The following is a 13,543-nucleotide window of genomic DNA, read 5'->3' on the forward strand; positions in this document are numbered from 1 at the left end:
TATAAAATTTAACGAGTATTTTGTCGGAAGTGTAAAAAAGCAAAAAACAGGGGGTCCGGCAGCAATTTAGACTTGATAAATGGATTACGGCCACCTATAATAGACATTGTGAGTAAATTAGCAATGTCGGCGTTTGCTCTCGATTTCCCCTGCAGAACCCCGGAAAACCAATGGCATGAACCAGTCCATTTAAAATGAAACAAAATACAGGAGGAATTATCATGAAGGTTGCTATTTTTGGCGCTGGCACCATGGGCAGCGGCATCGCGCAGGTCTTTGCGGCCAAGGGCCACACCGCCCTGATGTATGCGAGCTCCGTCGCTTCCGCTCAGAAGCACAAGGACAAGCTGGCTGCGTCTCTTGCCAAGCGCGTGGCCAAGGGCAAGATGACCCAGGAGGCCGTGGACGCTCTGCTTGCCAACGTGCTGGTGGAGGAGAAGTCCGCCTGCGCTGACGCCGATCTCATCATCGAGTGCGTCAAGGAGGACATGGCCACCAAGAAGGCGCTGCTGGGCGAGCTGGATGCCATGTGCAAGCCCGAGGCCATCTTCGCCACCAACACCTCCTCTCTGTCCGTCACCGAGATGGGCAACGGCCTGAATCACCCCGTCATCGGCATGCACTTCTTCAACCCCGTGCCCAGCATGAAGCTGGTGGAGATCATCCGGGGCGCCAACACCACCCAGGAGACCTTCGACTTCATCTACAACCTGTCCAAGGAGATCGGCAAGGACCCCGTTGAGGTCGCCGAGGCTCCCGGTTTCGTCGTCAACAAGATCCTGATCCCCATGATCAACGAGGCCGTTGGCCTGGTGGAGACCGGCGTCGCCTCCGTCGAGGACATCGACAAGGCCATGCAGCTGGGCGCCAACCATCCCATGGGCCCCCTGGCTCTGGGCGATTTCATCGGCCTGGACGTGTGCCTGGCCATCATGGAGACCCTGTACAACGAGACCGGCGATTCCAAGTATCGTCCTGCCCTGCTGCTGCGGAAGATGGTCCGCGGTGGCCTGCTGGGCCGCAAGACCGGCAAGGGCTTCTACGATTATTCCAAGTAAACCGCCTCAGCAAAGAAGTAAAGGAGTAAATGGTAATGGATTTTCATCTGACAAACGAGCAGTTGATGCTCCGTAAGATGTACCGGGAGTTTGCCGAGAATGAGGTCAAGCCCCTGGCCGAGGAGATCGACGAAGAGGAGCGCTTCCCCATGGAGACCGTGGAGAAGATGGCGAAGCTGGGCATGATGGGCATCTACTTCCCCAAGGAGTACGGCGGCGCCGGCGGCGACGTTCTGTCCTATGCCATGTGCGTGGAAGAGCTGGCCAAGGTCTGCGGCACCACCGCCGTCATCGTCTCTGCCCACACCTCTCTGTGCTGCGCCCCCATCTTTGAGCACGGCACCGAGGAGCAGAAGCGCAAGTATCTGCCCGACCTGCTCTCCGGCCGCAAGATCGGCGCCTTCGGCCTGACCGAGCCCAACGCCGGCACCGACGCCTCCGGCCAGCAGACCACCGCCGTGCTGGAGGGCGACCATTACGTCCTCAACGGCTCCAAGTGCTTCATCACCAACGGCAACGTGGCCGACACCTTCGTGGTGTTCGCCATGACCGACAAGTCCAAGGGCAACCACGGCATCTCCGCCTTCATCGTGGAAAAGAGCTTCCCCGGCTTCTCCACCGGCAAGCACGAGAAGAAGATGGGCATCCGCGGCTCCTCCACCTGCGACCTGATCTTTGAGGACTGCATCGTCCCCAAGGAGAACTTGCTGGGCAAAGAGGGCAAGGGCTTCAAGATCGCCATGATGACCCTGGACGGCGGCCGTATCGGCATCGCCGCGCAGGCCCTGGGCCTGGGCGAGGGCGCCGTGAACGAGGCTGTCAAGTACACCAAGGAGCGCGTGCAGTTCGGCAAGCGCCTGAGCCAGTTCCAGAACACCCAGTTCCAGCTGGCCGACATGCACTGCCGTATGCAGGCTGCCCAGTATCTGGTCTATGCCGCCGCCATGAAGAAGCAGCTCCATGAGGATTATTCCATGGACGCCTCCATGGCCAAGCTCTTCGCGGCTGAGGCTGCCTCCGACGTTACCCGCCGCGCCGTCCAGCTCTTCGGCGGCTATGGCTACACCCGTGAGTATCCCGTGGAGCGCATGATGCGCGACGCCAAGATCACCGAGATCTACGAGGGTACATCCGAGGTCCAGCGCATGGTCATCGCCAGCCACCTGGGCGTGAAGTAACATAGGAGGTAAAGGTTAAAATGAAGATCATTGTTTCTATCAAGCAGGTTCCCGATACCTCCGGCAAGGTGGCGGTGAATCCCGACGGTACGCTGAACCGTGCGTCTATGCAGACCATCACCAACCCCGACGACATGAACGCCCTGGAGGCCGCCCTGAAGCTGAAGGACGCCACCGGCTGCAAGGTCGTCGTGGTCACCATGGGTCCCGCCCCCGCTGCCGGCATGCTGCGTGAGGCTCTGGCCATGGGCGCCGACGAGGCCGTCCTGGTGTCCGCCCGCGAGTTCGGCGGCTCCGATACCTACGCCACCTCCCAGATCCTGGCCGCCGCCATCAACAAGATCGGCGTGGAGGCCGACGATATCGTCATGTGCGGCCGGCAGGCCATCGACGGCGACACCGCTCAGGTCGGTCCCCAGATCGCCGAGAAGCTGCATCTGCCTCAGGTGACCTACGCCGCCGAGATCGTCAAGGACGGCAACACCATCACCGTCAAGCGCATGCTGGAGGACGGCTACATGACCATCAAGGTCCAGACCCCCTGCCTGATCACCTGCATCAAGGAGCTGAACACTCCTCGTTACATGAGTGTCGGCGGCGTGTTCGAGGCCTATGGCAAGCCCCTGACCACCTACGATTACGAGGCTCTGAAGGACGATCCTCTGATCGACGCCACCACCATCGGCCTCAAGGGCTCTCCCACCAACATCTTCAAGAGCTTCACCCCGCCCCAGAAAGGTGCCGGCATGATGCTGGAAGGTGCGGACAAGGCCACCTGCGAGCAGCTGGCTGAGATCCTGGCCAAGAAGCACATCATCTGAGAAGGGGGAGAGAAACGATGTCTAATTTCAACAGTGCTGATATCGCTGCTTTCAAGGACGTATGGGTGTTCTGTGAGCAGCGCGAGGGCAAGCTGATGCCCACCGATTTCGAGCTGATCTCCAAGGGCCGCGACCTGGCCAACGAGCTGGGCGTGAACCTGTGCGGCCTGCTGCTGGGCGGCGAGGGGATCGAGAGCGTTGCCAAGGAGCTGGGCGGCTACGGCGCCGACAAGGTGATCGTGTGCGAGAGCCCGCTGCTGGCTGTGTACAACACCGACGCCTATGCCAAGGTCATCTGCGACGTCATCGAGGAGATGAAGCCCGAGGCCTTCCTGATCGGCGCCACCAATATCGGCCGTGACCTGGGCCCCCGCTGCGCCGCCCGTCTGCACACCGGCCTGTGCGCTGACTGCACCCACCTGGACGTGGATGTGGCCAACTACATCCAGTTCCTGCGTGAGTCCTCCACCCTGGACGTGGACAACACCAAGTGGGACATGGAGGACCGGAACCTGAAGATGACCCGTCCCGCTTTCGGCGGTCACCTGATGGCCACCATCATCTGCCCCCGCTTCCGTCCCTGCATGGCGACGGTGCGTCCGGGCGTCATGAAGAAGAACCCCTTCGATCAGGCCAAGGCCGACGCCTGCGAGATCGTCAAGCCCGCCTTCTCCCTGACCGAGGCCGACATCCACACCGAGGTCACCGAGGTGGTCAAGGCCGCCAAGAAGCTGGTGGACCTGATCGGCGCCGACTACATCGTGTCCGTTGGCCGCGGCATCAGCAAGGATGTCGAGGGCGGCATCAAGCTGGCTGAGGAGCTGGCTGAGGTGCTGGGCGGCGTCGTGGGCGGCTCCCGTGCCACCATCGACTCCGGCTGGCTGTCTGCCGACCACCAGGTGGGCCAGACCGGCAAGACCGTGCATCCGAAGGTGTACATCGCTTTGGGCATTTCCGGCGCCATCCAGCACAAGGCCGGCATGCAGGATTCCGAGTGCATCATCGCGGTGAACAAGAACGACACCGCTCCCATCTTCGAGATCGCCGACTACGGCATCTGCGGCGACCTGTTCAAGGTCACTCCCATGCTGATCGAGGCCATCAAGGCCGCCAAGGCTGCCAAGTAAATTCCCTTTACAAAGCCTGAAAGCGGGCCGTTCCAAACGGAACGGCCCGCTTTTTGCGGGATGTGCGGCAGTACCCGATAAAGACGCGAAAAAAGCTGTAACGAATGCACAGCCCCGTCAACTAACAGACAGAACGGAGGTGATGGAACATGGCCCACCGGGGGGAGGACCTCTATGAGCAGCACGCACAGAGCGTGTACCGGTATCTGTTTTCCCTGTGCGGAGAGGCGGACACGGCAGAGGAACTGACCCAGGAGACCTTTTGTCAGGCGCTGCGGGGATTGGATACCTTCCGGGGCGACTGCACGCCTCTGGTGTGGCTGTGTGCCATTGCCAAGCGGCTGTGGTTTGCAGAGTGCCGGCGCCGCCAGCGGGCGTCGCCGCCGGAAGAGGAGGCGCTGAGCCGGCTGGAAGCCCCGGACGATCCTGCGGCAGAGCTGGAGAGCCGGGAGGAACGGATGGCCCTGTACCGGGCCATGCAGCGGCTGGATCCGGAGACCCGGGAGGTCATTTATCTGCGCCTGGCAGGCGAGTTCTCCTTCCGGGAGATCGGGGACCTGCTGGGCCGCAGCGAGGTATGGGCCCGGGTGCGCTTTTACCGGGGCAAGGAGGCCCTGGCGCGGAAAATGGGAGGTGACGGACATGGAGGGCAATAAACTGGACTGCTGCGTGGTGCGGGATCTGCTGCCCGCCTATGTGGAGGAGCTGACGGAGCCGGAGACGGCGGAGCAGGTGCGGTCCCATCTGGCGGAGTGCGCCGCCTGCCGGGAGATGGAGGCCCATATGCGGCAGGCTGTCCCCCTGCGGCAGGCGCCCCGGCGGGCGCTGCGGTTCCTCAGGCGGGTCCGGCGCACCCGCTTGATCGCCGCGCTGCTGTCCACGCTGGTGGCGCTGTGGTGCTTGTGGTGGCTCTATGACCGGGAGTACCACTATCCCGATACGGAGGCCGGCTGGCTGGCGGCCGTGGAGGACTACATCCCCTCACCGGCGGAGAGCACCAGCTCCCACCGCATCGAGCCGGATACGCCCCTGCGGGTCCTGGCTGCCCGGACGCGGGGCAATGAGCTGTACGTGGCCTATGCCGCCGACAACGCCGACCGGGTCCATGGTGTGGTCCGCCTGGAGAGAGGGTGGAACGGGAAGTACCGGACTCTGAGCGCCTCCATGGACCCCTTCCCCTATACGGCGGGGGTGCTGGAGACGGAGCTGACGGCAGGCGACGGGACGGTGATCTATCTGCTGGCGGGAGACGCCTGCCGGGAGATCTACGGCATCCGGGTCACCTGGTACATGGCGCTGAACGGTGCCAAGACCCTGTCCCCCTATGAAAAGACCTATCCGGTGACGGAGCCGGATTTTCTGTGGCTCCTGGGGGAAGCGGAGCTGAAAAAAGACCTGGGCATCCCGGAGGAGACGGAGGCCCGGGCGGCGTATACACAGATCGCGCTGCTGGACCGGGAGGGCCGGGACGTGACGGAGGAGTACCGGGACGATTCCGTGCAGGACAACTGGGGCGGCGGCAAGGGGACGGCGGAGCTGTTTTTGCTGAACGCGTACATGGGCATCGCGGCCCTGCTGGGTGTGGTGTTCGTGCGGTACTTCCTCCGCCGGGACTGAAGAGAAAAGAGCCCCTGCCGGACCGGCAGGGGCTCTTTTGATGGAACGGCTCAGCCGCCGCCGGTCAGTACCATGTACACGCCCACGGCGCACAGCAGCACCGCCACGTACCGCTGAAAGCGGCCCTTGTCCATGCCGCGGATGAAGCGGCGGGCGGCGTAGGTGCCCAGCACCATGCACCCGCCCATGGCAAGGCCAATCAGCAGCGCCCGCCCGTCCAGGGCGGAGAGCTTGCTGTAAACGAAGATCTTGAGGATGTGCATGGCGGTGGCGGTGGCCGCCTCGCTGGCGATGTAAGCCACCGGCGGCAGGTCCAGGGACAAAAACACCGCCGCGCCGATGGGCCCGCCGCTGCCGCACAGACCCGACAGCCCGCCGGTCAGGGCGCCGCCCACCAAAAGCGTTCCCCTGCCCCGGGGCAGCTCCTTCTTCAGCGCCAGCTTCAGCACCACCAGCAATATCAGCGCCGCGCCCACAAAGCGGCTGACCGCCTCCGGCGGCAGCAGGGTGAAGCCCAGGGCGCCCAGGGCCGCCAGGGGCAGGGCCGTCAGAGAGAAGAGCCCCGCCTCCCGCCAGCGGATCTGACTCCAGCCGGCGCTCATCCGGGCGATGTTGCCCATCAGCTGGGCGATGGTCAGCACCGGAACCGCCGTCCGGGCGCCCACGCAGGCCGAGGCCACCGGCAGCAGCAGGAGAGACCCGCCGAAGCCCGCGGCGCCGGAGATCATGGCCGCCAAAAAGCTGCCGCCGAGCAGAATGAAGAGCTCCAAGAGACCGCCTCCCAACATCAGCAGGGGAGGGGCGTATCCCTCCCGTCCGGCCCGATGATACGCCCTGGCGGCGGCGAAGTCAAGGAAAAGCGCCCCAAGCGGGCCGGGCGGAAAAAAACGTCCCCGTCCGCCAGGAAGGCGGGCGGGGACGCGCATCAGGCGCTCAGACGGCGCAGGCCGGCGGTGTCGGTGAGCTCCACCGCGCCCCGGGACAGGCGCACCAGCCCCTCGCTCTGGAAGTAGCGCAGCATCCGGGTCACCACCTCCCGGGCGGTGCCCAGGTGGGCGGCGATCCGCTCGTGGGTCAGCTCCAGGCGGGCGGAGCCCTCCAGAGCGCTCTCCTCCAGCAAAAAGGCCGCCAGCCGCCGGTCAAAGCTGTGCCACATGACCTGCTCCATCAGCCACATCACCTGGGAGAACCGCTCCGCCATCAGTGTGTTGGTGTAGTTGGCCAGGGGGGCCGAGGCCTCCATGACGGAGCGGTACACCTCCGGCGGGATCAGGAAGAACTCCGTGTCCTTCTCCGCCTCCAGGGCGATGTCCAGCTGCAAAGAGCCCATGGCGCAGGCGGCGGAGAACAGGCAGATGTCCCGCTGGAACAGGCGGTAGAGGGTGATCTCCCGCCCCTCCTCCGAGAGGATATAGGCCCGCAGCTGCCCCTCCCGGACCACCAGCAGCCCCAGACAGTCACCGCTGCCCCCGTGGAGCAGGGTGCCGCGCTTGGCAAAGCGCACCGCAGCGGCAGCGGTGAGGGTCTCCCGCTGCTGTGCCGTCAGTTTGTCCCAGATGGGAAATCCTCCGGAAAGTTCCATTCTGCCGCCTCCTTTTTTCATGGAGCCAGTATAGCGGAATTTGCATGGGATGTCAAAAGGTGATATCATCACAGAAGATTCCGGCTTCATCGGATATACTGAACACACTCCCCCGGCGCCGCCGGGGAATTCCAAACAGGAGGACCACATCATGCGCCAGATCGAATCATTCCTGCGGATTTGCTCCGCGTTATTTGCCGCTGCGGGAAGGGAGCGGTGAGATGCAGTACCTGATCTCCTTTCTGGAGGGCGTCATTACCTTCATTTCGCCCTGTCTGCTGCCCATGCTGCCGGTGTACGTGTCCTACTTCACCGGGGGAGGGCAGCGGAGCACCCGGCGGACCCTGACCAACGCCCTGGGCTTCGTGCTGGGCTTCACCGCCGTGTTTGTGGCCATGGGCGCCCTGGCGGGCACCGTGGGCGGCTTCCTCAAAAGTCACCAGACGGCGGTGAACATCGTCTCCGGCCTGATCGTGATTTTCTTCGGCCTCCACTTCCTGGGCCTTGTGAAGGTGAACCTGTTCCGGGGCAGCAGCCGGAGCGTGGACACCCGGGACCTGGGCTTCTTCTCCGCCATGCTGTTCGGCGTCATCTTCTCCGTGGGCTGGACCCCCTGCGTGGGGGCCTTCCTGGGATCGGCGCTGATCCTGGCCTCCCAGCGGGGCCATGTGCTGGAGGGCATGGGGATGCTGCTGGTCTACTCCCTGGGCCTGGGGATCCCGTTTTTGCTCAGCGCGCTGCTGATCGACCGGCTGAAATCCGCGCTGAATTTCATCAAGAGCCACTACGGCGTCATCAACAAGATCTGCGGCGGACTGCTGATCGCCATCGGTGTCCTGATGGCCACCGGCACCATGGGCCGTCTGCTGAACCTGCTGAGCTGAGGAGGAATGGACATGCGAGGAAAAAGAGCGCTCTTTTTGATTTTGCTGGCGCTGGTGCTGGTCATGGGCGGCGCCTATGCGCTGTACGGCCGGCTGTCCGCCGGAGTGGATGCCGGGGCTTTGGCGGCACAGGAGACGGAGGAGGCCGGTCAGGCCGATGAGACGGAGGAGCAGCCCCTGGCGCCGGACTTCACCGTCTACGACGCCGAGGGCAACGCCGTCCGGCTCAGCGACTACGCGGGAAAGCCGGTGGTGCTGAACTTCTGGGCCAGCTGGTGCGGCCCCTGCAAGAGCGAGATGCCGGACTTTGACGCGGCTCATCAGGAGCTGGGGGAGGACGTCCAGTTCCTGATGATCAACATGACCGACGGGTCCCGGGAGACCGTGGACACCGCCTCGGCCTATGTGGCAGAGCAGGGCTTCACCTTCCCGGTGTTTTACGACACGGAGAGCGAGGCCGCCCTGGCCTACGGGGCCTATTCGCTGCCCACCACCTACTTCATCGACGCCGAGGGCTACGCCGTGGCCCGGGGCGTGGGCGCCCTCAGCGCCGAGGCGCTGCAGCAGGGGATCGACATGATCCTGCCGTAAGGGTCCGCATCCGGATTCTGCCAGTGCTGACAACAGCCGCGCGCCTGCCGGAAGATTTTTCCGACGGGCGCGCGGCTGTCATTCTGCTTTGAGAGAAGAGACGGAGCTCTCTCCGCGCATTATAAAAATTTGCGGATGTCCACGGCCAGCCGCTCTTCCAGCTGGATCAGCCGTTTGGCGATGTCCTTGGAGACCTCATCCGCCGCTTTGTATTGATTGAGGTACTGGTTCAGCGATTTGACGCCCATATTGCAGCCGTCCGTAATCAGCTCCGCGATGGTCTGATCCGAGTTGTCCATACCCATTTTCACGTTGGTCTTGATCCAGGACATCCCTTTGGCAATGGGATTCGGCTCCTTGCCGTCGTCGTGATAGCGGTCCAGCAGCGACTCGATCTCGTTTTCCAGCTGGCTGTGGGCGCTTTTGCACTGGATGAGAGACTGCCGGAGAGCGGCGCTGTGCGCCTGCTCCAGAACGTCATCCAGGGACGCGATGCCCATTTTGACGCCGGCGTCGCATTCCCGCAGCAGCTTGACGGTGTCTTGTTCAACCATGGAAACTTCAGCCCCCTCGTTGAGATGAAGCTAGTGTGGACCAGCCGCCCGGTTTTTATGCCCGAAAGAGGGCGCGAAGCCATGGACTGCGCCGGCAGGCGGGGCAATCCTTTTGCAGCGCAACATCCGGTGCAGAGTTGTGCCTACGATTGGATCAAAGGCGGGAGAAGGAGGCAGCGAACAGATAGATCGTGTCGAAAGCCAGCAGTGCCCACAGGGCGGGATTGCGCCATATATCGCCGTTCCCGCCGGATGGGCCTGTTCCGGGGCTTTGGCGCCGTCTCTTCAGCATCAGACGGCAGATTCCTGTGGCTGAAATCACCACCGGTACGGCTGCCACGGCCAGAGCAGCCAGGTCGCCGGGAGCGCCGGCCTGCTGCAGCTGTGTCAGCGCCATGGCGATGGAGTTCTCTGCGACATGCAGGCCGACAGAGACCCGCAGCCCATGGTGCAGAGCGGCGTAGCCAAGAATCAGGCCGCCCCAGAAGGCGGCCAGCCTCTGGTAGAGATCGTGATGCATGAACGCAAAGCACAGAGCCGACAGTAAAATTGCCTGCCGTTCTCCGCCCGGCAGCAGGCGGCGCAGTACCACTCCCCGGTAGACCAGCTCCTCTAAAATAGGAGCGACCACGCAGATGTACAGTACCAGCAGCGGTGTGGCGGTTGCATCTCCTGCGGGCAGGGCGGTGAATCCCACCAGATTCCATATTTGTTCCAAAACCGGCGTAAAAAGCGAGATGGCCAGATTACCGCTCAGCGATATGCTCATGAGAAAGACCAGCAGCCCCGGGGAGGCTTTAGAGGCGGGAAAGGGCGGGGTTCCGTCGCCTGTTGAGGCAGACCAGATCAAGGGGACCGCCGATGATACCGCACTGCTGAGGAGCAGTACGGTGCCCTCCGACACTCCGGGAATGAAGAACAGGATTTTTTGCAGGAGCCCGAACAGCAAGCTGTACGTGAGCAGGCTGCACCACAGCCAAGTCAGACTGTGCAGCGGTGGGGTTTTTTTGACCATAATGACCTCCTGTTGCGGCAATGACCGCAAAATTCGGCCTATTGTAGCATATTCCCGCCGCTTTGTGGGCAAATCTTAGCAAACCTTAAGGCCTTTTCTTTCCATATATTTCATCGAGCGTGTTTTCCTGGAAAAGTTTCGGTATGAACGCAGTTATGCAGCGCTTTTAAACAGGTGTGCCGGAAAGCTGGCTTGCGGTTATGGGATATTCGTCTGCTGAAAGGAACAAAACCGGCAACAGACGGACGGAGGAAGATCGGTTTGGAGTGCCGCAACAAAACAGGAATAAAAAATCAGAGTGCCCAAATCTGGACACTCTGACTGGTCCGAGTGGCGGGATTTGGACCCGCGGCCTCTTGGTCCCGAAGCGCTCCCGGGGATTTTTTGTAATCTTTTTTGGCTGTTTCCGCTGCTTTCCGCTCCGGAGAGGGTGCTTTCCGGAACGTTCCGGAAGCAGGAACTCCGTCCGCTCCGCCGGTGTCTGTGACGGAAAATGTGGTCAAACCGGCGGGACGGCAGAGCGCCCCGCCCGGCGCTTTGCACAGATCGGCGGATGGTCCGCCGCAAAAGCGGGAGCGATACAGGCGACGGAGGCGGATTGTCCTCCGGCGGCCGCTGTGCTATGATGAGGGAAAAGACAGGAGGGAGTACAGGCCATGGAGAAAAAGAGGTGCAGCTGGGCCAACCCTAAAAATCCCCTTTATATCCGATACCACGACGAGGAGTGGGGCGTCCCCGTCCACGATGACCGGAGGCTGTTTGAAATGCTGATTTTGGAGAGCTTCCAGGCGGGGCTTTCCTGGGAGTGCATCCTCAACAAGCGGGAGGCCTTCCGCCGGGCCTTCGACGGCTTCGACCTGGAGAAGGTCTGCGCATACGGCGAGGAAAAGCTGGCGGCGCTGAAGCAGGACCCCGGCATCGTCCGCAACAAGCTGAAGATCCGCGCCGCCGTGAACAACGCCAGGATCTTCCGGGCCATCCGGCAGGAGTGGGGGAGCTTCGACCGCTACCTCTGGCACTGGACGGAGGGGAAAACGGTCTTTGAGACGGGCAGGGTCAGCTCGGAGCTGTCGGACGCGGTCTCGGGGGACCTGAACCGCCGGGGCATGAAGTTCGTGGGGACCGTCATCATCTACGCCTACCTGCAAGCGGTGGGGGTCGTCAACTCCCACGAGGAGACCTGCTTTTGCAGGAAGCCGATTGAAAAATAGCCCGATGCAGCGCGAGAGGGACAGCCGAAGAAGCGGCTGTCCCTCTTTTCCTGTCGTCGGGCAGAGGGACGCTCCGTAAGCCGGGATTGAAGAAATTTCCGGGACGCACTATAATGAAAGACAGCGTTCCCCGTGAGCGCAAAAGGACGGATACAGGCGGCGGGGACGCTCCGCATCGCCTGCACCGGCAGAAGGAGGACACCATGGAATCAAAGGAAACTTCCAAGAAGCGGTTTTATCTCAAATGGCCCTGGAATGTGCTGGTTTACATCATTCTGGTGGTGGTGCTGCGCATTTTTGCCATTCCGGTGATCCTCCTCATAATGTGGTGGAACAAAAAACAGCAGCCGGACGGGCCGGAGGAAGGCTACTGCCTCCAGCGGACCCGTGGACGGCTCACCGGACTGATCTGGGCGGCCTTCTGTCTGGCCGGCGGCGGACTTGCCATCTGGTTCTTCCTGGCGATCCGGACCATGCCCTACGAGATGGAGCGGTTGAAAGGAGAGATCAGCTTCGGCTACTACCTGATCCCCGTGGCGGGCGCGGCTGCCATTCTGGTGGGCCTGTTCCTGGCCTACCGGAGCCTGCGGGATGCCCTGGCGCCGGAGAAAAGCGCCCTGGCCCAGTCCATCCGCGATCAGCTCCCCTATCCCGACGAGGCGCCGCCGGTAAAGGAACTCTTCGCCATGGTGGACCAGGACCTGAAGGCCAACGGCCAGTGGTGCGGCAGGCTGGGCGTTGGCAGGGAGTGGGTGCTGGGAGACGAAGTCTCCGCCATCCCCCGCATCCGGGGCGTGTTCAGCCGGGAGGAGCACCGCATCCGCCGGGCCGGCAAGCGCAACCAGGCGGTCCACATTTACGAGATCTGGATCGTGGATGACCGCCGGAAGCGGCAGGTCACCACGCTGCGTTCCCGGAAGGAGCTGGAGGAGGCCATGGACTGCCTGCGGCGCCGGGCCCCTGCCGCCGTGTTCGGCGTCTACGACTCTAAGGAGTACAAGGACCTGGTCTATACGGAAGAGGACGAGCAGCAGTACGCCCAGGAGCGGGCCTACCGCCAGCGGCAGGCCCGGTTCGAGGAACAGCAGCGGGAAGAGCGGGAGCGGCAGGCCCAGAACCAGGTGCTCACCCTGCCGGACGGCTCCGTGACCTCCCGCATCACCGAGGACACCATCCGTCAGCTGCTGCGCCAGCCCGACCAGACGGGAAAGGCCGCGGCCTTCCAGCTGGTGCCCGGCATCCCCTTCCAGGGGCAGGGCCAAACCTTCAGCCGTCTGGTGGGTCTGGCCGGCGGCATGGCGCAGCCCACCCGCATTCTGATGGAGGAGTTCTCCGGCACGCCCGGCGTGCCCGGACAGTACGCCTGGACCCGGGATATGCTCTCCGGCGAGGCGGAGGAGGTGCTCCAGGGCTGGCTGCGGGGCCAGATCCCCTCTCTGGAGAACTGGACGAAGATGGAGCGCTCCGGCAGCACCTGGCAGCAGGTGCTGGAGCGCCGGAGCAGAGGTCCTGCCCCCACTCCGCCCCAGCCTCATCCGGACTGGCCCTGGTTCCTGACCGTGGGCGGGAACCCCGGCAGTACGTCCGATTTCGACTGGAGCGACGTGGAAAAGGCCCTGTGGGAGCTGGACCAGGCGGCGGACAGCTACCTGATCCTGGAGCAGAAGGACCCCCAGGCCCCGGAGACCTGCTGGTTCATTCAGTGCGCCGTGGCCCGGCAGGGCCCGGACCAGGGCAGCTATTCGGTGGAGATCGGCTGCACCGCGCCGGAGGGTTCCCGCCTGTGGACGCAGATCGTGCCGGATATGCAGGCGGCCATCGATGATTTCTACGACGCCTATGACCACGGGAGCCTGGATGTCTCCGGGTTCCAAGAGACGGTGCTTTGAACGCCAAGACCGGGAG

14 protein-coding genes are annotated in these 13,543 nt (G+C 63.0%); 10 read left to right on the plus strand and 4 right to left on the minus strand.

The window, feature by feature from the left end:
- The first annotated feature begins 221 nt into the window (after positions 1-221).
- From KFE19_16000 to KFE19_16025, 6 genes are all read left to right on the plus strand, one after another.
- The gene (locus tag KFE19_16000) at positions 222-1,058 is read left to right on the plus strand and encodes an NAD(P)-binding domain-containing protein (GenBank protein ID QUO37829.1); all 837 of its coding nucleotides are present in this window, start codon (positions 222-224) and stop codon (positions 1,056-1,058) included.
- A 35-nt stretch (positions 1,059-1,093) separates the two neighbouring features.
- The gene (locus KFE19_16005) at positions 1,094-2,236 is read left to right on the plus strand and encodes an acyl-CoA dehydrogenase (protein ID QUO37830.1); all 1,143 of its coding nucleotides are present in this window, start codon (positions 1,094-1,096) and stop codon (positions 2,234-2,236) included.
- Positions 2,237-2,256: 20 nt separating this feature from the next.
- Entirely contained in the window at positions 2,257-3,057 is an 801-nt protein-coding gene (locus KFE19_16010; GenBank protein QUO37831.1) for an electron transfer flavoprotein subunit beta/FixA family protein, read from the plus strand.
- Positions 3,058-3,074: 17 nt separating this feature from the next.
- Complete coding sequence (locus KFE19_16015) at positions 3,075-4,184, plus strand: electron transfer flavoprotein subunit alpha/FixB family protein (GenBank protein ID QUO37832.1); 1,110 nt, start codon at positions 3,075-3,077, stop codon at positions 4,182-4,184.
- Between the two features lie 149 nt (positions 4,185-4,333).
- Complete coding sequence (locus tag KFE19_16020) at positions 4,334-4,840, plus strand: sigma-70 family RNA polymerase sigma factor (GenBank protein ID QUO37833.1); 507 nt, start codon at positions 4,334-4,336, stop codon at positions 4,838-4,840.
- Positions 4,827-5,801 carry a zf-HC2 domain-containing protein gene (locus KFE19_16025; protein QUO37834.1) on the plus strand — a complete coding sequence of 325 codons (975 nt, stop codon included), beginning with the start codon at positions 4,827-4,829 and terminating at the stop codon, positions 5,799-5,801. The genes KFE19_16020 and KFE19_16025 overlap by 14 nt, the downstream gene beginning before the upstream one ends.
- A 50-nt stretch (positions 5,802-5,851) precedes the next feature.
- Here KFE19_16025 and KFE19_16030 read toward each other — a convergent pair whose 3' ends face one another.
- Both KFE19_16030 and KFE19_16035 read right to left on the minus strand, forming a co-directional pair.
- Entirely contained in the window at positions 5,852-6,589 is a 738-nt protein-coding gene (locus KFE19_16030) for a sulfite exporter TauE/SafE family protein (GenBank protein ID QUO37835.1), read from the minus strand.
- A gap of 137 nt (positions 6,590-6,726) precedes the next feature.
- Positions 6,727-7,383: a Crp/Fnr family transcriptional regulator gene (locus KFE19_16035; protein ID QUO37836.1), complete on the minus strand. Its 657-nt coding sequence runs from the start codon at positions 7,381-7,383 to the stop codon at positions 6,727-6,729.
- A 221-nt stretch (positions 7,384-7,604) separates the two neighbouring features.
- On the opposite strand from KFE19_16035, the gene KFE19_16040 reads away from it, so the two are divergent.
- On the plus strand, positions 7,605-8,267 hold the full coding sequence (locus tag KFE19_16040; protein ID QUO37837.1) for a cytochrome c biogenesis protein CcdA: 663 nt from the start codon (positions 7,605-7,607) through the stop codon (positions 8,265-8,267).
- A gap of 12 nt (positions 8,268-8,279) precedes the next feature.
- Positions 8,280-8,858 (plus strand): TlpA family protein disulfide reductase, encoded by a 579-nt coding sequence (locus KFE19_16045; protein QUO37838.1) that lies wholly within the window; start codon positions 8,280-8,282, stop codon positions 8,856-8,858.
- Positions 8,859-8,977: 119 nt separating this feature from the next.
- On the opposite strand, the gene KFE19_16050 is transcribed toward KFE19_16045, so the two are convergent.
- Both KFE19_16050 and KFE19_16055 read right to left on the minus strand, forming a co-directional pair.
- On the minus strand, positions 8,978-9,412 hold the full coding sequence (locus tag KFE19_16050) for a hypothetical protein (protein ID QUO37839.1): 435 nt from the start codon (positions 9,410-9,412) through the stop codon (positions 8,978-8,980).
- A gap of 154 nt (positions 9,413-9,566) precedes the next feature.
- Positions 9,567-10,427, minus strand: a complete 861-nt coding sequence (locus KFE19_16055; protein ID QUO37840.1) for a CPBP family intramembrane metalloprotease — start codon at positions 10,425-10,427, stop codon at positions 9,567-9,569.
- Between the two features lie 656 nt (positions 10,428-11,083).
- Here KFE19_16055 and KFE19_16060 point away from each other — a divergent pair.
- Entirely contained in the window at positions 11,084-11,638 is a 555-nt protein-coding gene (locus tag KFE19_16060) for a DNA-3-methyladenine glycosylase I (GenBank protein QUO37841.1), read from the plus strand.
- Positions 11,639-11,841: 203 nt separating this feature from the next.
- Positions 11,842-13,527: a hypothetical protein gene (locus KFE19_16065; protein QUO37842.1), complete on the plus strand. Its 1,686-nt coding sequence runs from the start codon at positions 11,842-11,844 to the stop codon at positions 13,525-13,527.
- Positions 13,528-13,543: the final 16 nt, after the last annotated feature.

Origin of the sequence: Dysosmobacter sp. Marseille-Q4140, assembly GCA_018228705.1 — a bacterium.
Classification (GTDB): Bacteria; Bacillota; Clostridia; order Oscillospirales; family Oscillospiraceae; genus Oscillibacter.